Raw genomic sequence first — 24,737 nt, 5'->3', positions numbered from 1 at the left:
GGATGGGGTATCGGTTCGAGAAGTGAGGGGTCGCCGGTTCGAGAACCAAGGCGACGGGAATCACTACTCGAAAGCGAACGTATGAGCGTGCGGGCTCATCCCGTGTCGGTGGCCCCCGGTAGGCTTTCGGGTATGAGTGCTGTGCCTCGTTCCGACAAGCCGGTGGGCCGTTTCCGGCGCATGCTCGACCGGCTCTCCTCGTCCCAGGAGGACCTGGAGTCCGAGGAGCTGCGCGAGGACGCCGCCGACACGGAGGGCTGTACGCGCATCTGTGACTGTCACGACCGACAGATAGTGACGGTTACTGGTACCTTGCGCACGGTCACGCTGCGCCCGCGGGCCGGAGTCCCGGCCCTGGAGGCCGAGCTGTTCGACGGTTCGGCCGCCCTGGACGTGGTGTGGCTCGGCAGGCGCTCCATCGTCGGGATAGAGCCGGGGCGCAAACTGATCGCCTCCGGCCGGATCTCGATGAGCCGGGGCCGTAGGGTGCTGTTCAATCCGAAGTACGAACTGAGACCGCTTGGACGGGAGTAGCCGGTGACGTCGCTCGACAAGCCGACCGAAGACGCCCCGCACGATTCGAGGGCGGTGACGGAGGCCGCGCTGTTCGAGGCGTTCGGTGGCGTCCGTGGCATGGTCGAGACGGTCGTGCCCGGCCTGCTCTTCGTCACGATCTACACGATCAACAAGGACCTGCACTCGGCGGCCATCGCGGCCCTCGCCGTCTCGCTGCTGCTCGTCGTGGTCCGCCTGGCGATGCGGGACACCATGAAGCACGCCTTCAGCGGTGTCTTCGGCGTCGCCTTCGGCGTGGTCTTCGCGATGATGACGGGCAACGCGAAGGACTTCTACCTGCCGGGCATGCTCTACACGCTCGGTCTGGCCCTCGCGTACATCATCACGACGCTCGCGGGTGTGCCACTGCTCGGTCTGATCCTCGGCCCCGTCTTCAAGGAGAACCTCTCCTGGCGCACCCGTAACCCCGGCCGCAAGAAGGCGTACGCGAAGGCGAGTTACGCCTGGGGATTCATCCTGCTCGCCAAGTGCGCGATCCTGTTCCCGCTGTACTGGTGGGCGGACACGACCCAGCTGGGCTGGGTGCTGGTCGCGCTGAAGATCCCGCCGTTCCTGCTGGCGGTGTGGCTGACGTGGGTGTTCCTGGCGAAGGCCCCGGCTCCCATCGACGTGTTCGCGGAGATGGAGGCGGAGGAGCGCGCGGCGGAGGAGCGGAAGGCCGCGGCGGCCTCCGGCGAATAGGTGCGCCCTGGGTGGGGGCGCCGTCCCTGGGGGCTGCCGCCCCAGACCCCCGCTTCGGCCTGACGGCCTCGTCCTCAAACGCCCGACGGGCTGAAGTGAGGGCGCCCGGAGAATCTCCGGGCGCCCTCACTTCCGTTTTCCGAACCTCAGCTCGCCGCGTCCTCGCGCCGCACCGACAGCAGGTCCTCCAGCTGCTCCTCCCGCGCCTGGGCGGCCACGAACAGCAGTTCGTCACCGGCCTCCAGCGAGTCCTCCTGCGTGGGGGTGAGGACGCGGGTGCCGCGGATGATGGTGACCAGGGACGTGTCCTCGGGCCACTCGACCTCGCCGACCTGGGTGCCGGCCAGGGCCGACTCCGGGGGGAGGGTGAGCTCGACGAGGTTGGCGTCGCCGTGGCTGAAGCGCAGCAGGCGGACCAGGTCGCCGACGCTGACCGCCTCCTCCACGAGCGCCGACATCAGGCGGGGGGTCGAGACGGCCACGTCCACGCCCCAGGACTCGTTGAACAGCCACTCGTTCTTGGGGTTGTTGACGCGGGCCACGACGCGCGGAACGCCGTACTCCGTCTTGGCGAGCAGCGAGACGACCAGGTTGACCTTGTCGTCGCCGGTCGCCGCGATCACGACGTTGCAGCGCTGGAGCGCGGCCTCGTCCAGTGACGTGATCTCGCAGGCGTCGGCCAGCAGCCACTCCGCCTGGGGGACGCGCTCGACCGAGATGGCCGTCGGCGCCTTGTCGATGAGAAGGACCTCGTGCCCGTTCTCCAGCAGTTCGCCCGCGATCGAGCGGCCGACCGCGCCGGCTCCGGCAATGGCGACCCTCATCAGTGACCGCCCTCCTCGTCGGGGCCCTCGGCGAAGGACGCCTCGACCTTCTCGACATCGTCCGTGCGCATCATGACGTGGACCAGGTCGCCCTCCTGCAGCACCGTCTGCGAGGTGGGCAGCATCGCCTCGCCCAGCCGGGTGAGGAACGCGACCCGGACACCGGTCTCCTCCTGGAGCTTGCTGATCTTGTGGCCCACCCACGCCGTCGAGGCGTGCACCTCGGCGAGCTGAACCCCGCCCGTGGGGTCCCGCCACAGCGGCTCGGCCCCGGAGGGCAACAGCCGGCGCAGCATCTGGTCGGCGGTCCAGCGGACCGTGGCGACCGTCGGAATGCCCAGCCGCTGGTAGACCTCGGCGCGGCGCGGGTCGTAGATACGCGCCGCCACGTTCTCGATGCCGAACATCTCGCGGGCCACCCGCGCGGCGATGATGTTCGAGTTGTCACCGCTGGAGACGGCGGCGAAGGCGCCGGCCTCCTCGATGCCCGCCTCGCGCAGGGTGTCCTGGTCGAAGCCGACTCCGGTGACGCGGCGGCCGCCGAACCCGGAACCCAGCCGCCGGAAGGCGGTGGGGTCCTGGTCGATCACCGCGACCGTGTGCCCCTGTTGCTCCAGGTTCTGGGCGAGCGCGGAGCCCACTCGTCCGCAGCCCATGATGACAATGTGCACGGGCCTACACCACGCTTCCCACAGACCATCTGGCCTGTGTCCTTGTCTTGCTCATGTCCTTCTCTCGGCTCGCCGGGCAACGGGCGCGGCCGGTGTGCGGGCCGCCAGGCAACATCATGCCGTTGATTTCCAGCCGTTGCCCCGCCCGGGTACGAGGTACCGCTGCCGGATGCACGTATCCAACGTATCGGTCCCCGCCGCACGAGCCGCTGACGGGCCTGGCGCCGGAGCCCGCCCACCCCTCTCACCCTCCTCAGCGGCGGCTGATGCTGCGGACGCTGACGAGCGTCAGGACGCCGAGCCCGACGAGTGCGGCGACGGCGCCGATGAGTTCGGCGGCATGCGTCATGAGGTCTCCAGGGCGGGGCGGGAGGCGGGTTTTGTCATATAGACACGGGGACGGTGTCCGTGACGGAATCGGCGGCCCGCCCCGTCCGCCAATTCACTCGGAGGGCATACGGCGTGACGGGCACCGCCCGCGACCGGTCGCGGGCGGGGGAGGCTGGGCGCCTCGTGCGCCGACGGCTTACGATCCTTGGCGTGTCCAAACTGACCGACGTGCCCAAACGGATCCTGATCGGGCGCGCACTGCGCAGTGACCGGCTGGGGGAAACACTCCTGCCCAAGCGCATCGCGCTGCCCGTCTTCGCCTCCGACCCGCTCTCCTCCGTGGCGTACGCGCCGGGCGAAGTGCTCCTGGTCCTCTCCATCGCGGGCGTGTCGGCATACCACTTCAGCCCCTGGATCGCGGCCGCGGTCGTGGTGCTGATGTTCACCGTTGTGGCGTCGTACCGGCAGAACGTACACGCGTACCCCAGCGGCGGCGGCGACTACGAGGTGGCGAACACCAACCTCGGCCCCAAGGCGGGCCTCACCGTCGCCAGCGCGCTGCTCGTGGACTACGTCCTCACGGTCGCCGTCTCCATCTCCTCCGGTGTGGAGAACCTCGGCTCCGCCATCCCCTTCTTCGTCGAGCACAAGGTGTTGTGCGCGGTCGGCATCATCGTGCTGCTGACGCTGATGAACCTGCGCGGGGTGAAGGAGTCCGGCAAGCTCTTCGCCATCCCGACGTACGTGTTCGTCGTCGGCGTCTTCGTCATGATCGCCTGGGGCGCGTTCCGCGGTCTGGTCCTCGACGAGACCATGCGGGCGCCCACCTCCGGCTTCGAGATCAAGGCCGAGCACCAGGGGCTGGCCGGTTTCGCACTGGTCTTCCTGCTGCTGCGCGCCTTCTCCTCCGGCTGTGCCGCGCTCACCGGCGTCGAGGCGATCTCCAACGGTGTGCCCGCCTTCCGCAAGCCCAAGTCGAGGAACGCGGCCACCACGCTGGCGATGATGGGGCTGCTCGCCGTCACCATGTTCTGCGGCATCATCGGCCTGGCCATGGTGACCAAGGTCCGCATGGCCGAGAACCCCGCCCACGACCTGCTTCAGAACGGCGTCCCGGTCGGTGACGGCTACGTCCAGAACCCGGTGATCTCGCAGGTCGCGGCCGCCGTCTTCGGTGACGGCACGTTCTTCTTCGTCCTGCTGGCCGCCGCCACGGCCCTCGTGCTGTTCCTGGCCGCCAACACCGCCTACAACGGTTTCCCGCTGCTCGGCTCGATCCTCGCCCAGGACCGCTACCTGCCGCGCCAGCTCCACACCCGCGGCGACCGGCTCGCGTTCTCCAACGGCATCGTGCTGCTCGCGGGCGCGGCCGGACTGCTCGTATGGATCTACGGCGCCGACTCCACCCGCCTCATCCAGCTCTACATCGTGGGCGTGTTCGTCTCCTTCACCCTCAGCCAGACCGGCATGGTCCGGCACTGGAACCGCCACCTGAGGACGGAGAGGGACCAGGCGAAGCGGCGCCACATGATCCGCTCCCGGGCGATCAACACCTTCGGCGCCTTCTTCACGGGCCTGGTGCTGGTCGTCGTCCTGGTCACCAAGTTCACGCACGGCGCGTGGGTGGCGCTGCTCGGCATGGTGATCTTCTACGCGACGATGACGGCGATCCGTAAGCACTACGACCGGGTCGCCGAGGAGATCGCGGCACCCGAGGGCCCGAGCGACGACGTCGTACGCCCCTCCCGCGTCCACTCGGTGGTACTCATCTCGAAGATCCACCGCCCCACGCTGCGCGCCCTCGCCTACGCCAAGCTGCTGCGCTCGCACACCCTGGAAGCGCTCAGCGTCAACGTCGACCCGGCCGAGACCAAGGCGCTCCAGGAGGAGTGGAACCGGCGCGGCATCGACGTACCGCTGAAGGTCCTGGACTCGCCGTACCGCGAGATCACACGGCCGATCATCGAGTACGTGAAGGGGCTGCGCAAGGAGTCCCCGCGGGACGCGGTGTCCGTGATCATCCCCGAGTACGTGGTCGGCCACTGGTACGAGCACATCCTGCACAACCAGAGCGCGCTCAGGCTCAAGGGCCGGCTGCTGTTCACACCCGGGGTGATGGTCACCTCGGTGCCCTACCAGCTGGAGTCGTCCGAGGTGGCGCGCAAGCGGGCCCGCAAGCGGCAGGAGTGGAACGCGCCGGGTGCGGTGCGCCGCGGTCCCGCGGAACGGCCCAAGGAGACCAAGGCGCCCAGCGCCAAGAGCTGACGGGACGGGCTCGGGGAGAGCGGCCGGGTGACGCCCACGTAGACTGGTGGGCTGTTGTCCGGCCGCTCACCGCTTTACGTTACGGAGTCACCCCGCCATGCAGGCAGAACCGAAGAAGTCGCTGGTGGGTCAGGAGTACGAGGTCGAGATCGGCCCCGTCGCCCACGGCGGCCACTGCATCGCCCGTACGTCCACGGGCCAGGTGCTCTTCGTCCGGCACGCGCTGCCCGGTGAGCGGGTCGTCGCGCGGGTGACGGAGGGCGAGGAAGGGGCGCGTTTCCTGCGTGCCGACGCGGTGGAGGTGCTGTCGGCGTCCAAGGACCGCGTCGAGGCCCCCTGCCCGTACGCGGGTCCCGGCCGCTGCGGAGGCTGCGACTGGCAGCACGCCAAGCCGGGCGCCCAGCGGCGGCTCAAGGGCGAGGTGGTCGCCGAGCAGCTGAAGCGGCTGGCGGGCCTCACGCCCGAGGAGGCCGGCTGGGACGGCACCGTGATGCCGGCCGAGGGCGACAAGCTGCCGGCGGGCGAGGTCCCGGCGTGGCGCACACGCGTGCAGTACGCCGTCGACGCGGAGGGCCACGCCGGTCTGCGCCGGCACCGCTCGCACGAGGTGGAGCGGATCGACCACTGCATGATCGCCGCGCCGGGCGTCGACGAGCTGGGCATCGAGAAGCGCGACTGGACCGGCATGGAGTCGGTCGAGGCGATCGCGGCGACGGGTTCGCAGGATCGTCAGGTCATCCTGACGCCCCGGCCGGGCGCGCGCCTGCCCCTGGTGGAGCTGGACAAGCCCGTGTCCGTGATGCGGGTCGAGGAGAAGGACGGCGGCGTCCACCGCGTCCACGGCCGCCCCTTCGTGCGCGAGCGCGCGGACGGCCGTACGCACCGGGTCGGCAGCGGCGGCTTCTGGCAGGTGCACCCGAAGGCGGCCGACACCCTCGTCACCGCCGTGATGCAGGGACTGCTGCCGCGCAAGGGCGAGATGGCGCTGGACCTGTACTGCGGGGTCGGCCTCTTCGCGGGCGCCCTCGCGGACCGGCTCGGTGACAAGGGCGCCGTCCTCGGCATCGAGTCCGGCAAGCGCGCGGTGGAGGACGCCCGGCACAACCTCGCCGCGTTCGACCGCGTCCGCGTCGAGCAGGGCAAGGTCGAGTCGGTCCTGCCCCGGACGGGCATCACCGAGGTCGACCTCATCGTCCTGGACCCGCCCCGCGCGGGCGCCGGCCGCCGGACGGTCCAGCACCTCTCGACGCTGGGCGCGCGCAGGATCGCCTACGTGGCCTGCGACCCGGCCGCCCTCGCACGGGACCTGGCGTACTTCCGCGAGGGCGGGTACCGGGTGCGGACGTTGCGGGTGTTCGATCTGTTTCCGATGACGCATCATGTGGAGTGCGTGGCGATCCTTGAACCGACCGCTAAGGGCTCCTGACTGCGGTTTTGTGTGTGCCTATTATGTGCGGTGTGGGCGTTACGGGCGATATCTTGACGCTGTTGTGTACTTGCTGATGACCTCCCCCACGGGAGAGGCATGCCGCCGTGCGCGAGACGCTGCGCGGGGACTGCCGTCGGTCGGGGCGCACTGCCGCCGCGGCGCTGGATTCTCGGTCCTCGCCGGGCGGGTTGATCGAGCGATGGCATGTAGTCAGACCGCGGATACCTGTGCCAACCCGGGAGTTACTTCTTCGAGCATCGCGACCCTGCCCGGAGTCCGGCTCGAATACTTCTCGCTGGTGAACCTGAGCATCCTGGCGTCGCCCGCTCGTTCGAGGCCGCTGACAAGGCGGTCCAAGTTCCTGCCGCCCGCCCTCAGTGATACCGCTGACGCGGCATGTCGCGAGCAGGACGGTCGAGAATGACCGACTTCCTACGGGGATTTGCGCCGCAGGGATCTACAGCCCTTCCGGGACCGACGGCAGCCGGGCTGTCGCCCAAGGGTTCCAGGTGCCGTACGTCGGTCCAGGTGCAGCTGACCTCGCCGGTGCGGCAGTCGGCGATGCGGGCGAAGTCGCGTCGGCGCCGTCCACCGGCTTTCGCGCGGGGCCCGCAGGGAGGCGAGGGGCCCCACCACTGTCGGCGAACGATGTGGTGACCGTGTGGCGTGGCGTGTCGGACTCCCTGGCCTGGCGTCATGCCTCCTCGGCGCCGCGGTCTGACAGGGAGCCGTACTGGCTGCGCAGGCGGGCCTTGAGGATCTTGCCGGTGGCGTTGCGGGGCAGGGCGTCGACGAGGACGACCGACTTGGGGAGCTTGTACTTGGCGAGTCGGCCGGACAGGGAGTCCATGATGTCGTCGGGTGACACGTCGGCGCCCGCGCGGGGCACGACCAGCGCTCTGCCCACTTCGCCCCATCGTTCGTCGGGTACGCCGATCACCGCGCATTCGGCGACCGCGGGATGCTGGTAGAGGAGTTGCTCGACCTCTGCGGGGTAGACGTTCTCCCCGCCGGAGATGTACATGTCCTTGATCCGGTCGACGATCGTGACGTACCCCTCCTCGTCGACGGTGGCCGCGTCTCCGGAGCGGAACCAACTTCCGTCCACGAAGGCGTCCTTGGTCGCTTCGGGCCACTGCCAGTAGCCCTTCATCACGTTGAGGCCCTCGATGATCACCTCGCCGACCTCGCCCGGTGCGACATCGGTGAGGTCGGGCCGCACCACGCGTACGTCGGTGAAGAAGCAGGGCGTGCCGGCCGAGCCGGCCTTGCGGATGCTGTCCGGTGCGCGCAGGCCCAGCGCGGCGGGAGCGGTCTCGGTCAGGCCGTACGCCTGGAGGAAGGTCAGGCCACGGTCCTGGTACGTGTGGATGAGGGCCTTGGGTACGGGTGCCGCCGCGCACATCAGGATCCGGATCGACGACAGGTCGGCCGTCGCCCACCGCGACGACCGGGCCATGGCCTGGTACATCGCGGGCACGCCGAACATCCTGGTCACCCGGTGCTCGGCGATGACGTCGAGCACCCGGTCCGGGTCGAAGCCGCGCATCAGCACCGACGTCCCCCCTTTGAGGAAGCCCGGCAGGAAGACGGTGTTGAGGGCGGCGGTGTGGAACATCGGTGCCACCACCAGAGCGACGTCGTCGGAGGCGATGTCCACGTCCAGCAGGATGTTGAAGCAGTTCCAGGCGATGTTGGCGTGGGTCAGCATGACGCCCTTGGGACGGCCGCTGGTGCCGGAGGTGTACTGGATCATGCACACCTCGTCGAGGCCGACCGTCTCGTCCAGGGGGTTGTCCGGCGCGCTCGCGAGTAGCTCCTCGTACGCCTTCCCCACCTCGACGTAGTGCTTCACCTCGACGTCGTCCCTGAACGCGTCGACGATGTCGGTGAGTTCGGCCCCGAACAGCAGCACCGGCGCTCCCGAGTCGCCCAGGATGAAGGCCAACTCGGGTGCCGCGAGGCGGGTGTTGAGCGGGACGAAGACGGCGCCCAGCGCGTTCGTGGCGAACAGGGTTTCCGCCAGGGCCGGATGGTTCGCGCCGAGGTAGGCCACCCGGTCGCCGTGGCCGACCCCCAGGGCACGCAGGGCGTGAGCGAGCCGCGTCACGCGCGCGGCCAGCTCTCCGTAGGACAGCAATCCACCGTCGTGCACGACGGCGGTGGCCTCCGGTGCCATGCGGGCGCGCCGCGCGGGCCACGAGCCGAGCCCTTGATTGCGCATGGTGCGTCTCTCTTCTCTCAGATCTCTCAGAGCCAGTCGGGCCATGTGTAGTCGGCCGAGTCGTCGTGGTCCCGGCGGGGCGGCAACGGGGCGAGCCGCCCCCGGGAGAAGACCAGCGGCGAGACGCCGGTCTTCTCCACCCCGAGTTCCCGTACGCGGCCGAGGACGAAGTAGTGGTCGCCGAGGGTCCACACGTCGGCGATGTCGCAGTCGATCCAGGCGGCGACGCCCGCCAGGACGGGGCTGCCCGAGGGTGCGCCGCGCCACGGGTGGCGGTCGAAGACGTCGGGGGCCTTGGCGCTGACGTCCCGGCAGAGGCCCTCCTGGCCGACGGCCAGCACGTTCACGCAGAAGGCGCCGCCGGCCATGATCCTTGGCCAGGTGGTGGAGGAGCGGCCGGGGAAGAACGCGACGAGCGGGGGGTCGAGGGACACCGAGGTGAACGAGCCGATGACCATGCCGACCGGGGTGCCGTCGGGTTCCTTCGCGGTGACCACCGTGACACCCGTCGGGTAGTGGCCGAGCACGTGCCGGAACCGGCCGGGGTCGTCCGCCGGGCCGCCGCCGGGTGCCGTCGCGGCGGACGTCGACCGGTTCACGCCGGGTTCTCCACGCCGAGCAGAGAGCGGGCGTATCCCGTGGCCCACCAGCTGTGCTGGGCGTTGATGTGCGTCCTGTACGTGGCGACGTCGCGCAGGTACCGCTGCATGCGCTCGCCGTTCGCCAGCGCGCTGGAGCCACTGGCCGAGGCCAGCATCTCGACGGCCTGGCAGGCGAGCTGGCCGGACTGCCGGGCCGTGAGGGAGAGGGCCTGGTCGTCCAGTTCGGAGAAGGGCTCGCCCCCTGCCAGGCCCCGGGCGGCGTACGCGGTGTAGTCGTCGGTGACCGACAGGATGATCCGCTGCGCGCTGTCGGCCAGGGCCGTGGCCAGGCCGAGGTTGCGCTGGTGTTCCGGATCGTGGCTGCGCGGCTTGAAGGGCGGCAGCGGGCTGTTCTTGGTGGTGATGATCCGCTGGTACTCGTCGACCGCGGCCCAGGCGGTGCCCGCCACGATCGAACACAGCTGGATGTTGAAGAACGACATCAGCCGGCCCGCGTACATCGGGTTGCCGTGCAGTTCCACACCTGGCCCGTCGGTGGCGTCGTTCGCCAGGAGGTGGGTCCTGGACACGTACTCGTACGGTACGAGGACGTCCTCGGCCACGACGCTGTTGGAGCCGCTGCCGCGGAAGCCCAGGATCTCGCCCCAGTTGTCGAGCATCCGCCAGCCGGAGGGCACGAGCACCAGGCCCGGCGTGGGCATGCCGCCCTCTTCGTCGATGATGAGCACGCCACCCAGGAAGTGCGTGGAGACGTTGACTCCGGAGGAGTAGTCCCAGCGGCCGTTGACCAGGTACCCGTCGGGGGTCCTCGTCGCGGTGGCGCTCGGGGCGATCGGCAGCGGGGCCCGGAAGTCACCGTCCGGCCCGAACACCTCGCGCTGGGTGCTCTCGGGGAAGCGGCCGGCCACCACCAGGCTGTGGGAGGCGGCCAGACACAGGTTCCAGCCGCTGGACGGGCAGCCGCGGGCCACCTCGGTGACCATCCGGGAGTAGGTCCGCAGGTCGAACTCGTAGCCACCGAAGCGGCGTGGCTGGAGGGACCGGTAGAAACCCGCCTCCAGGAACGCCTTGTGCGTGTCCTCGGAGATACCGGTCCGCTGTTCGGTCTCGTCCTGATGATCACGTAGCCAGGCCCTCATGCCGGCGGCCCGGCGCACCAGTTCCTCCGGTGTCAGGTCCGGCTCCGGCTGCGGAATCTCGATGATTTTCTCGACTGCCACGGTTGTCTCGGTTGTCTCGGACAATTCGCACCCCATCCGCTGATGTTCTGGGTCGGCCTGAAGGGAGTGTTGGCAGCGCAGCGAAGGACCGTCCAATGCCGGTGACCGTGGGCTTGATGAGTGTCGTGCATCACAGCAGGTCGGAGAGGGTGACGGGAATGCCGCACATTTCTGACTGGTGACGTGCGGGGAAGCGCGCTGTAACCTGGCGCGGACCACAACGCCGTGGACCCCGCCTTTCTGGAGGGCTGAGTGGAACTCCGGAACCTGCGCCATTTCTCGGCGCTCGCCGAGACCTTGAATTACCGGGTCGCCGCCGAGCGTCTGCACCTCACCCAGCCCGCGCTGACGCGATCGATCGCCGCCCTCGAGCGTGAGCTGGGCGTCCAGCTGTTCGACCGCGACAAACGGCATGTAGCGCTCACCGCCGACGGCGCGGAACTGCTCGAACGGGCGGGCGAGGTGCTGGCCGACGCCGACCGGCTCGCCGCCGCCGCAGACGCCATCAGGGCCAGGCGACGGGACGAGGTGCGGGTCGCGCTCTACGGGGTGGCTCTCGCGGAGCTGACGCATCCGGTCATCGAGGCGTTCTGCGAGCGGTATCCCAGCGTCACGATCCGGGTACATGAAGCGGACTTCCACCAGGGTCTCGCCCCGCTGCTGGCCGGCGAGCACGACGTGGCGCTGTTGCCCCTGAACGTCGACATGCCGGGCCTGACACGAGTACCGATCTTCACCGAGCCCGCTTCCCTCGCGCTGTGGAAGGGGCATCCGCTGGCCTCGGCCGCCGCGGTGGACGTGACCGAGGTCTTCGACCAGCCCTGGGTCACCCCCGAGCCGGGCCTCGACTTCTGGGTCGGCGGACGAAACGGGGACGACGACGCCCCGACGGTCGGCTTCCACGCCCGCTCGGCCCAGGACGTTTCCTTGAAGATCGCCTACCAGCACATGGTGGGACTGATGCCGCTGTCGGCCACCCGGATGTTCCCGCACCCGGGAGTGGAGAACGTCGCTCCGAAGGAGCCCCTCGGCTTGGTGGCCGCCGTCGTCTTTCCGGAGGCCGGTCACTCGCCCGCCGCCCCGGCCTTCGCCGAGGTCGCACGCCGGGTGGCCCGACGCGCGACCGGCGTTCCGTACGCCGAGATCTCCCGGTAGGACGGGTCAGCCGCCGTACGGCGGCTCGCCCGCCCAGGCCGCGTGCAGGACGGCGCGCAGATCGTCGGCGGAGGCCGGGCGGGGATTCGCGTACGGCGCCCCGAGAGCGACATCGACCGCATGGTCCACGCCGGCGGCGGTCAGGCCCAGGTCGGCGAGCGATCGCGGGATGCCCAGCCGCTCGCCCAGCTCGTGCAGCTCCCGTACCGGATCCGGGACACCGAGCGCCCGGCGCAGCGCCGCCAGTGCCTCGGGAACCGCCGGCGCGTTGAAGGCCAGCACATGGGGCAGGACGACGGCGTGTGTCTCGGCGTGCGGCAGGTCGAAGGTGCCGCCGAGCACATGGCAGAGCTTGTGGTGCAGCCCCATGGTGGTCGCGCCGAGACAGGCACCGCACAGCCACGCCCCGTACAGCGCGCGGCTGCGCGCGTCATGCCCCGAGGGGTCGGCGACGATCTCGGGAAGGGCCGTGGCCAGCGCCCGTACACCCTCCTCCGCCATGAGGGAGACGATCGGAGTGGAGTCCGGGGCGTACAGAGCCTCGACGGCGTGCGCGATGGCGTTCATGCCGCTCGTCGCGGACCCCACGGGCGGCATGGTGAGCGTGAGCAGCGGGTCGTACACGACGCTGCGCGGCAACACCTTCGGGTCGCGCCCGGTGCGTTTGACCGCGCCCTCGGTCAGGCCCCAGACGGGTGTCATCTCCGATCCGGCGTACGTCGTCGGGACGGCGACGATCGGCAGGCCGGTCCTGAGCGCGACGGCCTTGGCCAGGCCGGTCACGGAACCGCCGCCGACCGCCACGCAGCCGTCGGCCCGGGCTTCGCGGGCCGCTTCGACGGCCAGGTCGGCGACCTCCACCGGGACGTGCGTCACCGCCCCCGCGTGCAGCCCGGCGCAGGCGTCGCCGAGAGACGCGGCGACGGCACGGGCCGTGTCCAGGCCATGGTCGTCGCACAGCACGAGGACGCGGCGCAGGCCGAGAAGCGCGACCTCGTCGGGCACCGCGTCCGGGACGGCACCCGACCGGAAGACGACGCGCATCGGCTGGGCCTGGTAGGTGAAGTCCAGGACCTCTCCCTTCACACGATCACCGGTTGCAGCACGATGTCGAAGCGAGCCCGGCGGAAGGGATTGGCCACGCCCAGCTCCGCGGCCTCCTCGGGGGAGTCCACCTCGACGAACTCCTCGACCAGGCTCTCCTTCACGGCGAAGACCGCGTCCGAGTCCAGATAGTCGCTGCCCGCCACGAAGATGTGCGTCGTCACCGGGCTGTGCCCCTCGGCGCCCACGATGAAGTGGACATGGGCGGGACGGTAGGGGTGGCGGCCGGTCGCCTCCAGCAGGGATCCGACCGGCCCGTCCGTCGGAATGGGATACGGGCTGGGAACGCACGAGCGGAACCAGAACCGCCCGTCCGCGTCCGCCGTGAACAGCCCGCGCCCATTGCCCGGCGGCTGCTTCTCCGGCTGCTGGACATCGTAGAAGCCCTGGTCGTCGGCCTGCCACACGTCCAGTGTCGCGCCGGGCAGCGGGGTGCCGTCGACGGAGACGACCCGTCCGCTGATCACACACGGCTCGCCGGCGCCGACCAGATCGATGTTCGCCCCGAGTTCACGGACCGGGGACTCGGTCATGTGGAACGGGCCGAGCACCGTGGAGTCGGTCGCGGTGGCCGCCTTGTGGTCGTTGATCGTCTCGACGAGCATCGACACACCCAGGACGTCCGACAGCAGGATGAACTCCTGCCGGGTGTCGTCGCACATGTGCCCGGTTGCGGTGAGGAAGTCGATCGCCCGCTCCCACTCGGCCTGGGTCGGCTCGATGTCCCGTAGGAAATCGTGCAGGTGACGCGTCAGGGAGACCAGCACCTCGCGCAGTCGGGGATCGGAGGTGTGGGCGAAGCTTTCCAGCACCGCCGTCGTCGTCGCGGTCGTTGCGGTCTTCGAGGTCTTCGAGGTCTTCGAGGTCTTCGCGGTGAGGTCCATGGTCGCTCAGCCCCGCCCGAGGATCTGCCGCAGTGCGTCCCGCAGTGCGGCCGTGACGTCACCGGTGGCGTCCTGGCGGCGGAAGGCCACGTGGTTGTCCGGCCGCACCAGCAGCGCGCCCGAGTCGCCGATCTCCCGCAGCCGGGCCCAGTCCCCGTACGGGTCCTCGTACTCCTGGCCGGGGCCGATGACCGCCGTGGCGATCTCCAGGCCGAACTCCTTGCCGAGGATGCGGGCGGCCTCCGTCCAGGGCTCGCCGCCGATGCCGGTGATCAGGGTGAACCGGCCGTTCCCGCCCAGGTCCAGGCTGGACAGATTGCGGGTGCCCGCGGAGAGCCAGGCGTGCGGGAGCTTGGCGCCGGGGCGGGTGCTCGGCTGGAAGTGCAGCTCGGGGTCGCGTGCGAAGCCGGGGTCCTCGGTGCCGTCCGGGACGATCGCGGCGGAGGCGTAGCGCTGGTTGAGGTCCACGCCGTGGGCGTTGAACTCGTATGCCTTGAAGGCGATCGCCTCCCGCAGCCGCACCCGCTGCTCCTCGGCCTCCGTGGTGGCGTCCTTGCGGGCGGCGATGTTCCGCCACAGCTGCTCGGGGGTCTGCGGCGCCAGGCCGCCGAGCGCCTCGAAGACGGGTGCCGTCTCACCGATGGACTGGTTGGCGCGGGTTACGACCTGCTTGCCGACCGGCGCCCGCTCGTCGCTGTAGGTGTCCAGCAGCGACGGGGACGCGGTGCCGTCCAGAACCAGCTTCAGCTTCCACGCCAGGTTGTAGGAGTCCTGGATGGAGGTGTTGGAGCCCAGCCCGTTGGACGGAGGGTGGCGGTGGCAGGCGTCGCCCGCGCAGAACACCCGGCCGCTGGAGTACGTCTCGGCGTACATCTCGTTGACCGTCCACGCGGAGGACGACTTGATGGTCACCGGGATCTCGTCGTCGCCGATCAGCTTGCGGACGACGGACAGGGCGTACTCCTCGGTGAGGTCCGGCGGCCCGGCGTCGACGTCGTAGCCCCACACGATCAGCCACTCGTTCCACGTCCGTACGCAGCGCACCAGGCCGGCGCCGATGCCGCCCACGGTCGCGCCGGGCGCCAGCACCCAGTAGAGGGTGGCGGGCCGGTGCGCCACGTACTTGGTCAGGTCCGCGTCGAAGACGATGTTGATGCTGCCGGCCACGCCCATCTGGCCGCCCATCGGCAGCCCCGCGTCCTCGGCCACCTTGCTGCGGCCGCCGTCCGCGCCGATCAGGTACTTGGCGCGGATGGTGTACGTGTCGCCGCGCAGCCGGTCGCGGACCGTGGCGGTCACGCCGTCGGCGTCCTGCTCGTGCGACAGGTACTCGGTGCCGAACCGCAGTTGGCTTCCGCGTGCTATGGCCGCGTTGACGAGCACCGGTTCCATGAGGTGCTGCGGCATGTCGCACATGCGGGTGGGGCTCGCCAGCTCGTGCGCGGCCTGCACGAGCGGTTCGTTGCCCCAGGACCTCAGCCGGCCGAGCTCCTCGCCCGCGATGGCGGTGCAGAAGACGGTGTTGCCCATCAGATGCTGCGGGGTGGCCTGGGCGATCACATCCTCTTCGACGCCCAGGTCACGCAGCACTTCCATGGTGCGCTGGTTGGTGATGTGCGCCCGGGGCGTGTCCGCGAGGCGTGAGTAGCGGGTGACCATGACGTTCGGCACGCCATAGGTGCTCAGGGCCAGCGCGGCGCTCGCTCCCGCGGGCCCGCTTCCCACGATGAGCACATCGGTCTCGACGGTCGGCACGGTCGGCGCGGTTGTCATCGGGACGTTTCCTCCACATCCGCCAGTCGCTTGTTCAGCCAGGTCATCACTGCCTCGGCCACGTCGTCGGAGTTCTTCTCGCCCATGGGCAGGTGACCGTTGCCCGTGAGCCCCAGGTCCGCCAGGCGCAGCAACTCGGCGTCCGCACCGGCCTGGGCGAGGTAGTCGGCGACACCGTGCTGGAACGCCGCGAACGGTGAGGTGTCGGCCGCGACCACGGCGATCGGGAAGCCGCGCAGCCCTGGCAGGGAGCGCACGGGTCCGGCGTGTTCGTCCTGGACCAGGCAGGCCTGCAGCCCGCCGCCCCCGGCCTCGCGCAGCCGGGTGCGCAGTTCCTCCGGGGTCCGCACCGGCGGCTCGTAGGTGATCGGGGCCGCGGTGAGTCCCCACTCCAGCTTTCCGAGGCCGGGCAGTTCGATGAACGGCGGCCCCATCGGCTCGATGGAGACAATGGCATTCACCATTCCGGGCCGGGCATCGGCGACCAGCCAGCCGAACGGCGCCCCCATGGAGTGGGTGATCAGCACGGCCGGTCCGATACGGTCCAGCAACTCGGCCCCGCAGCGCCGCATCTGCTCCTCGTTCTCGGCGAAGGTGGGCAGCGTCGGGCCCTGGCTCGCCATCAACTGGTCCAGCGCGGAGTCGTCGCCGATCTCGCCGCTGCCGGGCCACTGGCTACCAGGTCGTTCCGCCCCGTCGCAAAACAGCCAGCGGATGAACTCGTACGTCGGCGCCGCGCCCTCGATGGGCCCGAGGACATCGGGGTGGTACGGGGAGCGCCCGTGACCTGGACGGTCGACCACGTACACGGCGTAACCGGCCTGGAGGAACCGGGTGGCCCAGCCGGGGCGGCCGTCAGGCGTCGACAGGTAGTCCGTGCCCTGGCCGCCGCCCCCGTGGACCATCACCACGGGCAGTGGATACCGGAGATCGGCCGGGATCTGGTACTGGACGTACATCGCGGCCTCGGCGGCGGTCCCGGCCTCGGTCGGCTTGCGTCCGACGCCGACCCAGAACGCGCCTTGCTCGCTGATCGTCAACGGCGAGGCGGCACGGGCCGGCTCGGCGGTTCCGGGTGGTGGGGAGCTGGTCATCGGCGAACCTCCGTCACGGCGTCTGCGCCCATGCCCAGCACTATTGGTGACCGGCTCCGGGGCGGTCCAATGCCGGTTGGGGACGCCGTGATGCATGGCGCTCATCAGCGTCCCCGAGGGCGGCTGCTTCACCGGGAAGGTGCGCGTGGCGGCGAGGGTGACCAGGGCGGTGTAGAGCGCGGCCTCCAGCTGCTCGACGACCGGCAGTTTGTGCTGCGGGTCGAGGCCGGAGAGGCCGGTCAGGTGGAAGCTGCCGGTGCCGACCCAATCGCTTGGCGCGCACGACGTCGAAGGACGACTCCACGAACTCGGCGACGACGGGCGGCCGGCCGGGCAGTACGTGAAGCCGAGTGAACCTCAGCGGCTACTTCACCAGCCGCTTCGGCTGCCAGGCGAACGCCGAGAATGACGCCAACCTCGCCACCCTCGCCGAGCACTGGCGCGGCTGCGCCGGCCACATCGACGATGTCGTGTACATCCTCGCCGGCCGGCACACCGGTGCCGGGATGATCGTCGGCGGGTGGCTGCACCGGGGTCCGAACGGCGCCGCCGGCGAGATCGGGAACCTGCGCCTGCTGGGCTGGTGCGACGCCCCCGGCGACCTGGAGGCCCACGGTGCCAACGCCGAGGCCGTGTTCAGCGCCGCGCCGAGCGACCTCAAGGCCGCCGACGCCGTACGCGCCTACGCGTCCGCCCTCGCCAACGGCATCTCGGCCCTCGTCCTCACCCTCGACCCCGACCTCGTCGTATCGGCGGCGGACTCTCCCGCGCGGGGGACCAGCTTCTGCAACCGCTGCGCGACCGGGTGAACGAACTGTGCTTGACCGCACCCCGGACAGAGGTATCAGAACTCGGCGACGAGTCGGTGGCCCTCGGAGCCGTCCGCACCGCGCTCGACAAATCGACCAGGAGGTCCTCGACGTCGGGCTCCAGCTGTGACTCGCGGTCTGTAGTAAGAGCGGAGCGAGATACGGTCGCCGGCACATGAGTCCGATGTGGCATGCGTGGCCGGTTCACGGACTTCACGCACGTGCGGACTCTGTCGGGTAGCGTTGGCTCATCTCGTATTTTTTTCGCGGCGCCCGTGCTGGACGGGTGCTGGATGTGCGCGCATTTCCGCAGGTCAGTGCCTTGTCGGGTAGTTCCTCTTCGATGTCCAGTACGTGACTTGGCACCGCTTCGCTGATCTGGCAGACAGGCAGGTCAACAGGCCAGGAGGATCGCGCTTCCTCATACTGAAGCAGCCGAGCCACTCCGGTTGGAGGTCGCGGTCATCCCGCATGCGGTTGGCCTCGCGCTCCCGCCACCGCCGGAGGCACTTTCCAGCTGAAGGTGCGGTTCGGCGCCGCGCCTGCCCTGGCCGTCGAGTCATGGATCCGGCACCTCAGCGAGGGGTCGGGGCCACCGCACCTTGTGCGCGCAGCATGGCGATGTCGTCCTTGGTGATGCCGAGTTCGGTGAGCAGGGCATCGGTGTGCTGACCGAGTGCGGGGATTCCACCCATCGGTGGCTCGTAGCCGGCGATGACCGGAGGCGGAAGCAGAGCGGGCACCTGACCGTGAGGTGTGTCGATCCGGCGCCACCGGTCGCGGGCCGTCAGATGCGGATGGGCTATGACCTCGCTCGGTGTGTTGAACCGGGCATTCCCGATCCCCGCGGCATCCGCGTCGCTCTGCACCTGCGTCAAGTCATGGCGCGCGCACCAGTCGGCGATCTCCGCGTCCAGGAACTCACGGTGCTCGGCCCGGCCGGAGGTGGTACGAAAGCGTTCGTCGTCGGCCAGGTCGGGCCTGCCGAGAAGGTCACGCGCGAAACGCTGCCATTCGCGGTCGTTCGTCGTACCCAGGACGACGGTCTGGCCATCCGCTGTCCGGTAGGCACCGTACGGCGCGACCGCGGGCGAGCCCATGCCGACCGGCTGCTGGTCCACACCCGTGTGCAGCGTGTAGGTGAGCTGATACCCCATCAACTCCGTCATCGTGTCGAACAGGCTCACCCCGACCGCGGTGAGGCCGCGGCCATGGCCACGCTCCTTGCCACAGAGCAGCGCCAGAACCGACAACGCGGCATACAGGCCGGTGCACACGTCGGCCATCGGTGGACCGGGCTTGGCCGGCGCACCGGGAAGGCCCGTCGTCGCGCATGCGCCCGACTCCGCCTGGGCCAGCAGATCGTAGGCACGCTTGTGGGACAGGGGGCCTCCCGGCCCGTAGCCGTCGATCTCCACGGCGATGAGTTCCGGGTGGCTGACGGCCAGGTCGTCGGGCGCGATACCGAGCCTCGCCGTGGCACCGGGAGCAAGATTGGAGACCATCACATCGGCGCGGTCGAGCAGCCGGTGGAATACGGCCATCCCGGATGGATCCTTCAGGTTCAGCGTGACCGACTCCTTGCCCCGGTTGACCCATACGAAGTGCGCCGCCATGCCGCCCACCACGTCGTCGTAGTGCCGGGCGAAGTCACCGCCTTCCGGGTTCTCCACCTTGATCACCCGAGCCCCGAAGTCACCCAGGGTGCGGGTACAGAGGGGAGCCGCCACAGCCTGTTCCAGGGACACCACCGTGATGCCCGCCAGTGGCCCGGCCGGCTGGGCCGCGTCACCAGCGACTCGTCCTGGGCCGGAGCGTTCCGCCCGCTCGGTGTCTGCCACGTTCATCCGATCACCCTTCAGGGTCCGGGGAGGAAAGTCGGGCCTCGCCATGGGTTTCTCCTCGACCTTGTCGTACCTGCCTGTGCCGGGCGTGTCGGTGCTGTGGCCCGCGCCGCCCGCCGCATGCCCGCTCCGTCGTGGACGTCCGGGGAACCGCGGAGCGCGTCCGGCCAAGAACGCGCTGCTGCCCTCGGCGAAGTCCGCGCCGGCCGGCAGTTGCGGCTGTGCCCGTACCTCCTCGGCGAGTACGGCGTCGAGTTCCGCGGGCCGGGACGCCTGGATCCGCTTGGTCGCCGCGACGGAGAACGGAGCGCCTTCGACGAGCCGCCCGGCCCAGCCGTACCGCTTCCCGCCGTGCGGATCCGGGCTCGCAGAGGACATCGGTCAGACCGAGAGCGGCCGCACTCCCCTGAGTCCAGCACGTCGCTGAACAGCAGCAGGCGCTTCGCCGGGCCCGGCCCGACCCGCGCCGGCAGCGACCGGGCGGTCCGGCGTCCGCGACCAGCCCGATCCTGCCGAAGGCGCAGCCGAACCGGGCATCACGGGGGGCCACCACGTGGTCGCAAGCCGCCGCGAGCGACATGCCGAGCCCGAACGTGGCACCCTCGACCGCCACGAGCACGGGCTCCGGGCCCCGGACGATCGCCCGTACGATGCCCGCGACCGCCTCCGTCCGCGCGGCGGACTCCTCCGGGACCGGTGTCATGGGGCGGATGTCGCCGCCCGCGCGGAAGCTGCCTCCCGCCCCGGTCAGCACCACTGCCCGGCACCGCTCGTAGACGCGTCCCGCAGTGCGGTGAGGAGTTGCGGCCGGTCGGGGCGAGGACGTTGTGGCGACCGGGCTGATGGAGCGTCAGCGCCCGTACCGGCCCGTCGTCCTCCACGCGCACGGCCGCGCCAGGGGTTCGGTCGCTCACGGCGGCCCCGTTGCCGGCCCACGACCGCGTGGCGACGGCCGGTCGCCTTCCCCGTACGGCCCGGTGGCCTCGCGCGCCTCGCTCATGGGGCCGCCCGCGCCGCCCGTCACGCGCGCTCCCGCAGCAACTGCCTGCCCACGATGAGCTTCTGGATCTCGCTCGTCCCCTCGTAGATGCGGAACAGTCGCACGTCCCGGTAGAAGCGCTCGACGGGAACGTGGCGCATGTATCCCATGCCCCCGTGTATCTGGACGGCACGGTCGGCCACCCGGCCCACCATCTCGCTGCAGAACAGTTTCGTGGAGGACGGCGCCAGCCTGCGGTCCTCGCCCGAGTCGTACGCGCGGGCCGCTTCCAGCACCATGGCGCGGGCCGCGTACATCTCGGCGTGCGACTCGGCGAGCATGGCCTGGACGAGCTGGAACTCGCCGATGGGACGTCCGCCCTGCCGGGCGACCGAGGCGTGCGCGACGCTTTCGTCCAGGATGCGCCCGGCCAGCCCCACACACATCGCCGCGACGCTCAGACGTCCCCTCGCCAGCGACCGCATGGCGGTGCGGAAACCCTCTTCCTCGCGTTCTCCCACGAGGGCACTCGCCGGAAGGCGTACGTCGTCGAAGAAGACCTCCGCGCTCAAGGCCCCGGACTGGCCCATCTTGTGGTCCCTCGGTCCCACGGTGACGCCGGCGCTGTCCGCGTCGACGGCGAAGACGGAGATCCCCTCGGCGCCCGTGCTCTGCGGCCCGGTGCGGGCGAACACCATGAAGACACCGGCGAGCGGGGCATTGGTGATGAACCGCTTGCTGCCGTTCAGGACATAGCCGCCCTCGTCGCGTACGGCACGGGTCCTGATACCGCTGGGGTCCGAGCCCGCCTCCGCCTCCGTGAGCGTGAACGCCGCGATCAACTCTCCGGCGGCCATCCGCGGCAGATAGCGCCGCTTCTGCTCCTCGGTACCGGAACTCGCCAGGAGCTGGCCGGCGACCCCGTTGTTGATGCTGAACATCGAACGGAACGCGGGCGTGGTGTAGCCGATCTCCAGCGAGAGGCGTACGTCCTCCGTCATGGAGAAGCCCAGCCCGCCGTACTCCCGGGGCAGCGCGTAGCCGAACAGGCCCATGGCCGCGGCCTTCTCACGGAGGTCAGCCGGGATCTGGTCCTTCTCCTCGATCTCGTTCTCGCGCGGGACGACCTTCTCGCGCACGAAGGCCCGCACGGCCGCCAGAACGGCGTCGAACTCGTCTGCGTCCATTGGCATTTCGCACTCCTCGATCGTGGGCGCCTCATCGAGCGGGCCCCAGGGCCAGTGCTGCTCGGGCCGCTTGGCGGCTCCGGGGCTCGGGCGGCTCCGGCTCAGCGGGGCAGGAGTTCCAGGACGGTGGCGTTCGCCATGCCGCCGCCCTCGCACATCGACTGCAGGCCGTAGCGGGTGCCGGTGGCTCGCATGTGGTGGAGCAGTGTCGTGGTCAGCCGGGCGCCGGAGGCTCCCAGGGGATGGCCGAGGGCGATGGCGCCACCGTCGGGGTTGAGCCGGTCCGGATCGGCGCCGGTCTCGGCGAGCCAGGCGCAGGTCACGCTGGCGAACGCCTCGTTGATCTCGAAGGCTCCGATGTCCTCGATGCCCAGACCGGCGCGCCCCAGGACCTTCTCGGTGGCCGGGATGGGGCCGGTCAGCATGGTCACGGGGTCGACTCCGACGACGGCGAAGGAGTGGAAGCGGGCGATCGGGCGCAGACCGAGTTCACGCGCCTTCTCGCCGCTCATGACCAGCAGCGCCGAGGCACCGTCGGATATCTGCGAGGAGTTGCCGGCCGTGACCACGCCGTCCTCGGTGAACGCGGGCTTCAGACCCGCCATCGTGGCGGCCGTGCCGCCCCGCCGTACTCCCTCGTCCGTGTCGACGGTGCGTACGGAACCGTCCTCGTCCGTCACGTCCACCGGCACGATCTGGGACTTGAACCGCCCCTCGTCGATCGCGGCCGCCGCCTTGGCGTGGGACCGCAGACTGTGCGCGTCGAGCTGCTCCCGGCTCAGCCGCCAGCGCCGCGCTATCTCCTCCGCGCCCAGCCCCTGGCTGAACCGGGAGACGCCGTACCGGGCCCGTACGGCCGGGCCGAAGGGTTCGCCGGGTCCCCGCTCGCGGCCGGAGCCCAGCGGGACGCGGCTCATCGACTCCACGCCGCCCGCCACCACGATGTCGTACTGACCGCTCATCACTCCCGCGGCCGCGAACTGCGCCGCCTGCTGCGAGGATCCGCACTGCCGGTCGATGGTGACGCCCGGCACCTCCTCCGGCCATCCGGCGGCCAGGACGGCGAAGCGGCCGACGCAGCCGCCCTGCTCTCCGGTCTGTGAGACGCAGCCCCACAGCACGTCCTCGACCAACGCCGGGTCCAGGTCGTTGCGTTCGGCCAGGGCCCGCAGCACCACGGCGGACAGGTCTACCGGGTGCACACCGCTGAGTGAGCCGTTCCGCTTGCCCACGGGGGTACGGACGGCGTCCACGATGACCGCGTCACGCATGTCAGACCTGCCTTTCCGCCGTGTCCGGCGTGCCGGTTTCCTGTGTGCCCGAGGGGGGTTCGCCCGCGCCCCGAGTCGTCCGGGCCAGGCGGCGGAGTTCGGTTTTCAGCACCTTTCCGGCCGGGGACACGGGAAGTTCGTCGACGAAACGGACCTCTCTGATCCGCTTGTATGGCGTCACGCGCTCCGCGACGTACTCCATCAGCTCCTCGGCCATCGCGCGCGGCTCAGCGGCGGGGACCACGAAGGCGACGGGGATCTCGCCGACGGCAGGCACCGGCCTTCCGACGACCGACGCCTGGAGCACTGCCGGGTGTCCGCCGAGGATGTCCTCCAGCTCGCGCGGGTACACGTTGTAGCCCTTGTAGAGGAGCATGTCCTTCGACCTGCCGGAGACGTACAGGAAGCCGTCCGCGTCGAGGTGGCCGGTGTCGCCGGTGCGCAGCCAGCCGTCGACGAACTGCGCGGCGGTCTCGTCCGGGCGGCCGAGGTAGCCCGAGGCCACCTGAGGGCCCCGCACCCAGATCTCGCCGCGCTCGCCCCGCGGCACCTTCCGGCCGGGATCCAACGGGTCCCGGATCTCCAGCTCGGTGTCGAACAGGGGAACCCCCTGGCTGCCCGGCTTGCGCAGCCCGGCCTTCGCGATCGGGCCGCTGGACACGGTCGCTGTCGCCTCCGTCAGGCCGTAACCCTCGATGACGGCGGCGTTGGGGAAGACCTCTGTCAGCTGCTCCAACGTGTACGTGTCTATGGGGGCGCCGCCCGACACCACGGCCTTGACCGAGCTGAGGTCCCGCGTGCGGATGCCCGGTGTCGCCAGCAGAGCGTGCCAGAGCGCGGGGGCGCCCGGGATGTACGTGATCCGGTGCCGTTCCACCTGCTCCACGTACGACTCCGCGTTGAAGCGGCCGCTCAGGATGGTGGTGGCGCCGCACAGGAGGAAGAAGTTGAGGCTGATCAGGCCGAGGGCGTGGAACAAGGGCGAGATGCACAACGTGACGTAGCTGCCCGGTGCCAGGGCGTAGTCGTCGGGGGTCTCCAAGGGGTTCAGCACCACACCGCCTTCGCTGTCGAGTCCGGGGAGCGCCCCGGAGCGCCAGCAGGCGACCTGGATGGTGTTCGCGACGATGTTGCGGTGCAGTATGCGCACTCCCTTGGGTGCTCCGGTGGTTCCGCCGGTGTACCCGTACTGGGCGACGGAGTCGGTGGGGACCAGCACCTCTGGGGGATGGGTGCTCTGGCCTGCGACGAGGTCCTCCAGGGCGGTGCCCGCCTTCCCGAACAGCTTTGCGCAGTCGTCCGGCCTGTCGGCCGGGGCCGATGCGCTGGGCGGCACGATGACGACCAGCCGGACCGGCAGCTCGTCGATCGCCTCGGCCAGCACCGGTGCCGGCTCCGGATGGGTCACCACGGCCGCCGCGGAGCAGTCGGCGAGCTGGGCGCGCAGGGCCCTGGCCGGCTGGGCGGGGTTGGCCGGGCAGACTGTCGCGCCGGCGAGTGCGATGCCGTAGTAGGCGACGGCGAACCACAGGGTGTTCGGCAGGTGCAGGGCGACCACGTCACCCTGCCGTATGCCGCGCGCCCTGAGGCCGCGTGCGAACGCGGCAGCCTGTTCGTACAGGCCGGTGAAGGTGAGAACCTGGTCGCCGTCGCGTACGGCCGCCCGGTCGCGGTAGCGGCGGGCCGAACCGGCGAGCACCGCGCCGAGCGGGACATCGGGGTAGGCGAGGCGGCGAGGCAGTCCCGCGGGCCAGTAGTCGGTCATGTGCCGCTCCCTTCACGCGTCGGCCTGCGGCCGGCCATGCAGGGCTGTCG

The 24,737-nt window shown here is 70.4% G+C and carries 19 protein-coding genes and 1 pseudogene; 6 read left to right on the top strand and 14 right to left on the bottom strand.

Features of this window, described 5'->3' with window-relative positions; all coding sequences use genetic code 11:
- Positions 1–132 precede the first annotated feature (132 nt).
- Positions 133–534, top strand: a complete 402-nt coding sequence (locus ACZ49J_RS26540) for an OB-fold nucleic acid binding domain-containing protein (protein ID WP_467451906.1) — start codon at positions 133–135, stop codon at positions 532–534.
- Positions 535–537: 3 nt separating this feature from the next.
- Positions 538–1,257: a DUF3159 domain-containing protein gene (locus tag ACZ49J_RS26535; RefSeq protein WP_467451905.1), complete on the top strand. Its 720-nt coding sequence runs from the start codon at positions 538–540 to the stop codon at positions 1,255–1,257.
- Between the two features lie 146 nt (positions 1,258–1,403).
- Here ACZ49J_RS26535 and ACZ49J_RS26530 read toward each other — a convergent pair whose 3' ends face one another.
- Positions 1,404–2,081 (bottom strand): potassium channel family protein, encoded by a 678-nt coding sequence (locus ACZ49J_RS26530; RefSeq protein ID WP_467451904.1) that lies wholly within the window; start codon positions 2,079–2,081, stop codon positions 1,404–1,406.
- The gene (locus ACZ49J_RS26525) at positions 2,081–2,752 is read right to left on the bottom strand and encodes a potassium channel family protein (RefSeq protein ID WP_467451903.1); all 672 of its coding nucleotides are present in this window, start codon (positions 2,750–2,752) and stop codon (positions 2,081–2,083) included. Before ACZ49J_RS26525 ends, ACZ49J_RS26530 begins: the two co-directional genes overlap by 1 nt.
- Before the next feature lie 540 nt (positions 2,753–3,292).
- Between ACZ49J_RS26525 and ACZ49J_RS26520 the strand changes: the two genes are divergently transcribed.
- Both ACZ49J_RS26520 and ACZ49J_RS26515 read left to right on the top strand, forming a co-directional pair.
- Entirely contained in the window at positions 3,293–5,347 is a 2,055-nt protein-coding gene (locus tag ACZ49J_RS26520; protein ID WP_467451902.1) for an APC family permease, read from the top strand.
- A 97-nt stretch (positions 5,348–5,444) separates the two neighbouring features.
- The gene (locus tag ACZ49J_RS26515; RefSeq protein ID WP_467451901.1) at positions 5,445–6,773 is read left to right on the top strand and encodes a class I SAM-dependent RNA methyltransferase; all 1,329 of its coding nucleotides are present in this window, start codon (positions 5,445–5,447) and stop codon (positions 6,771–6,773) included.
- A gap of 697 nt (positions 6,774–7,470) precedes the next feature.
- On the opposite strand, the gene ACZ49J_RS26510 is transcribed toward ACZ49J_RS26515, so the two are convergent.
- From ACZ49J_RS26510 to ACZ49J_RS26500, 3 genes are read right to left on the bottom strand one after another with little or no spacing between them, the layout of a single operon-like run.
- Entirely contained in the window at positions 7,471–9,000 is a 1,530-nt protein-coding gene (locus ACZ49J_RS26510) for an acyl-CoA synthetase (RefSeq protein WP_467451900.1), read from the bottom strand.
- A 26-nt stretch (positions 9,001–9,026) separates the two neighbouring features.
- Positions 9,027–9,599, bottom strand: coding sequence for a flavin reductase family protein (locus ACZ49J_RS26505; RefSeq protein ID WP_467451899.1), 573 nt, complete (start codon positions 9,597–9,599; stop codon positions 9,027–9,029).
- Positions 9,596–10,822, bottom strand: a complete 1,227-nt coding sequence (locus ACZ49J_RS26500; RefSeq protein WP_467451898.1) for an acyl-CoA dehydrogenase family protein — start codon at positions 10,820–10,822, stop codon at positions 9,596–9,598. The genes ACZ49J_RS26505 and ACZ49J_RS26500 overlap by 4 nt, the downstream gene beginning before the upstream one ends.
- A 252-nt stretch (positions 10,823–11,074) precedes the next feature.
- On the opposite strand from ACZ49J_RS26500, the gene ACZ49J_RS26495 reads away from it, so the two are divergent.
- Positions 11,075–11,977: a LysR family transcriptional regulator gene (locus ACZ49J_RS26495; RefSeq protein WP_467451897.1), complete on the top strand. Its 903-nt coding sequence runs from the start codon at positions 11,075–11,077 to the stop codon at positions 11,975–11,977.
- A gap of 6 nt (positions 11,978–11,983) precedes the next feature.
- On the opposite strand, the gene ACZ49J_RS26490 is transcribed toward ACZ49J_RS26495, so the two are convergent.
- Genes ACZ49J_RS26490 through ACZ49J_RS26475 form a run of 4 tightly spaced genes read right to left on the bottom strand, consistent with a single transcriptional unit; the run spans position 11,984 to position 16,832 of the window.
- Complete coding sequence (locus tag ACZ49J_RS26490; RefSeq protein WP_467452025.1) at positions 11,984–13,021, bottom strand: maleylacetate reductase; 1,038 nt, start codon at positions 13,019–13,021, stop codon at positions 11,984–11,986.
- 38 nt (positions 13,022–13,059) lie between these two features.
- Positions 13,060–13,965, bottom strand: a complete 906-nt coding sequence (locus ACZ49J_RS26485) for an intradiol ring-cleavage dioxygenase (RefSeq protein WP_467451896.1) — start codon at positions 13,963–13,965, stop codon at positions 13,060–13,062.
- A 6-nt stretch (positions 13,966–13,971) separates the two neighbouring features.
- Entirely contained in the window at positions 13,972–15,738 is a 1,767-nt protein-coding gene (locus tag ACZ49J_RS26480) for an FAD-dependent oxidoreductase (RefSeq protein ID WP_467451895.1), read from the bottom strand.
- Positions 15,735–16,832: an alpha/beta hydrolase gene (locus tag ACZ49J_RS26475; protein WP_467451894.1), complete on the bottom strand. Its 1,098-nt coding sequence runs from the start codon at positions 16,830–16,832 to the stop codon at positions 15,735–15,737. Before ACZ49J_RS26475 ends, ACZ49J_RS26480 begins: the two co-directional genes overlap by 4 nt.
- A gap of 350 nt (positions 16,833–17,182) precedes the next feature.
- Between ACZ49J_RS26475 and ACZ49J_RS26470 the strand changes: the two genes are divergently transcribed.
- Positions 17,183–17,641, top strand: coding sequence for an ROK family protein (locus tag ACZ49J_RS26470; protein ID WP_467451893.1), 459 nt, complete (start codon positions 17,183–17,185; stop codon positions 17,639–17,641).
- A 575-nt stretch (positions 17,642–18,216) separates the two neighbouring features.
- Here ACZ49J_RS26470 and ACZ49J_RS26465 read toward each other — a convergent pair.
- From ACZ49J_RS26465 to ACZ49J_RS26445, 5 genes and pseudogenes are all read right to left on the bottom strand, one after another.
- Entirely contained in the window at positions 18,217–19,863 is a 1,647-nt protein-coding gene (locus ACZ49J_RS26465; RefSeq protein ID WP_467451892.1) for a CaiB/BaiF CoA transferase family protein, read from the bottom strand.
- A 37-nt stretch (positions 19,864–19,900) separates the two neighbouring features.
- A pseudogene (locus tag ACZ49J_RS26460) lies at positions 19,901–20,329 on the bottom strand (enoyl-CoA hydratase/isomerase family protein); the annotation flags it as partial.
- Between the two features lie 176 nt (positions 20,330–20,505).
- On the bottom strand, positions 20,506–21,657 hold the full coding sequence (locus tag ACZ49J_RS26455) for an acyl-CoA dehydrogenase family protein (protein ID WP_467451891.1): 1,152 nt from the start codon (positions 21,655–21,657) through the stop codon (positions 20,506–20,508).
- 95 nt (positions 21,658–21,752) lie between these two features.
- The gene (locus ACZ49J_RS26450; protein ID WP_467451890.1) at positions 21,753–22,922 is read right to left on the bottom strand and encodes a thiolase family protein; all 1,170 of its coding nucleotides are present in this window, start codon (positions 22,920–22,922) and stop codon (positions 21,753–21,755) included.
- A 1-nt stretch (position 22,923) separates the two neighbouring features.
- Positions 22,924–24,687 carry a class I adenylate-forming enzyme family protein gene (locus ACZ49J_RS26445; RefSeq protein ID WP_467451889.1) on the bottom strand — a complete coding sequence of 588 codons (1,764 nt, stop codon included), beginning with the start codon at positions 24,685–24,687 and terminating at the stop codon, positions 22,924–22,926.
- Positions 24,688–24,737: the final 50 nt, after the last annotated feature.

Source organism: Streptomyces sp. NPDC030840 (assembly GCF_055572015.1).
Note: the sequence above shows the minus strand (reverse complement) of the source record. Positions and strands in the feature narration are given on the sequence as shown.